The 1305-nt window shown below is 53.4% G+C and carries 1 protein-coding gene and 1 other annotated feature; the gene reads right to left on the bottom strand.

Translation table 11 applies throughout. The features are described 5' to 3' along the window. Window positions 1-40 precede the first annotated feature (40 nt). Window positions 41-1251 (bottom strand): IS3 family transposase gene (locus tag GOX01_RS12720; protein ID WP_098049513.1). Its coding sequence is split into 2 segments (ribosomal slippage): window positions 41-966 and window positions 966-1251, totalling 1212 coding nucleotides; the frame shifts between segments, so codons are not numbered across the junction. Continuing rightward, window positions 857-973 (bottom strand) — a sequence feature (AL1L pseudoknot). It overlaps the preceding gene by 117 nt. Window positions 1252-1305: the final 54 nt, after the last annotated feature.

The raw sequence follows: 1305 nt of genomic DNA, 5'->3' as shown, positions 1-1305 counted from the left end.
TGAATTGCCCCGGGTTTTGTGGAGACGTTTTTTATCTGAACTAAGCGGCTAATGCATGTGATTTCTGCTGAGCATAAAAGCGAGCCTCAGCTTCTGCCGGGGGGATGTTTCCAATGGATGACAGAATGCGGCGATTATTGAACCAGTACACCCATTTGAGTGTGGCCAATTCCACAGCTTCCCTGTTTTTCCATGGCCCCTGCCGATAGATAAGTTCGGTTTTGTAGAGACCATTTATGGTCTCGGCCAGGGCGTTATCATAGGAATCCCCAACACTTCCGACAGAGGCAACGAGGCCTGCTTCAGCCAGTCTTTGCGTGTAGCGAATGGACACATACTGACAGCCCCTGTCGGAATGATGGGTCACTTTCTCCTCGGGCTGCCTCTGGCACAGAGCCTGCTCCAGGGCATCCAGTACGAAGTCAGTATGGGCAGTTGATGAGACACGCCAGCCCACAATCACGCGGGAAAACACATCAATGATGAAGGCTACATAAACAAAGCCCTGCCATGTGGAAACGTAAGTAAAATCCGAAACCCAGAGCCTGTTGGGGGCTGGAGCATGAAACTGGCGCTGCACCAGATCCTGTGGGCAGGGACGTTGTGGATCAGGCCGTGTGGTTCTGATCCCCTTACCACGAATGACGCCTTTAAGTCCCATCTGGCGCATCAGCCGCTCTACCGTGCAGCGGGCGACAGTCCTGCCTTCGCGTCTGAGCTGATGCCAGACCTTGCGTACTCCGTAGACACGGAAATTATCGTTCCATACTCTACGGATTTCGTCGCTCAGCTCTTTGTCTTTCTGGCTGCGCACACAAGGATTTTTCTGCCTGGCAACGGTTGCATAATAGACAGATGGTGCAATCGGCAGGATCTTGCAGATTGACCCGACACCATATGTCTGCCGGTGCTCATCAATGAAGCGCGTCATGGCCTGAACCGGCGGTCGAGTTCCGCCTGGGCAAAATACGCAGAAGCCTTACGCAGGATTTCATTGGCCTGCCGCAATTCGCGGTTCTCTCGCTCCAGTTGCCTGATCTTCTCTCGATCAGGCAGGTCACTCACCGCAGGCGCATTGGCCCGTTCATGCAGACGGGTCCATTTTGACAGCGTGTCAGGGTGAATATCCAGCTTTGGGGCGATCATCATCACTGCAGACCACCGCGAAGGATGGTTCTTCTCTTCCTCCAGAACCATGCGGGCTGCACGGTCACGAAACTCAGGCGGAAAACGCTTCGATTTATTGCTCATGAATTCTTCTTACCTCACGGGTCTTTCTGTCTCCACAAAACCCGGGGCAATTCA

The sequence above is a fragment of the Gluconobacter oxydans genome, from assembly GCF_006539685.1.
Classification (GTDB): Bacteria; Pseudomonadota; Alphaproteobacteria; order Acetobacterales; family Acetobacteraceae; genus Gluconobacter; species Gluconobacter oxydans.
This window is presented reverse-complemented; position numbering and strand designations above follow the sequence as displayed.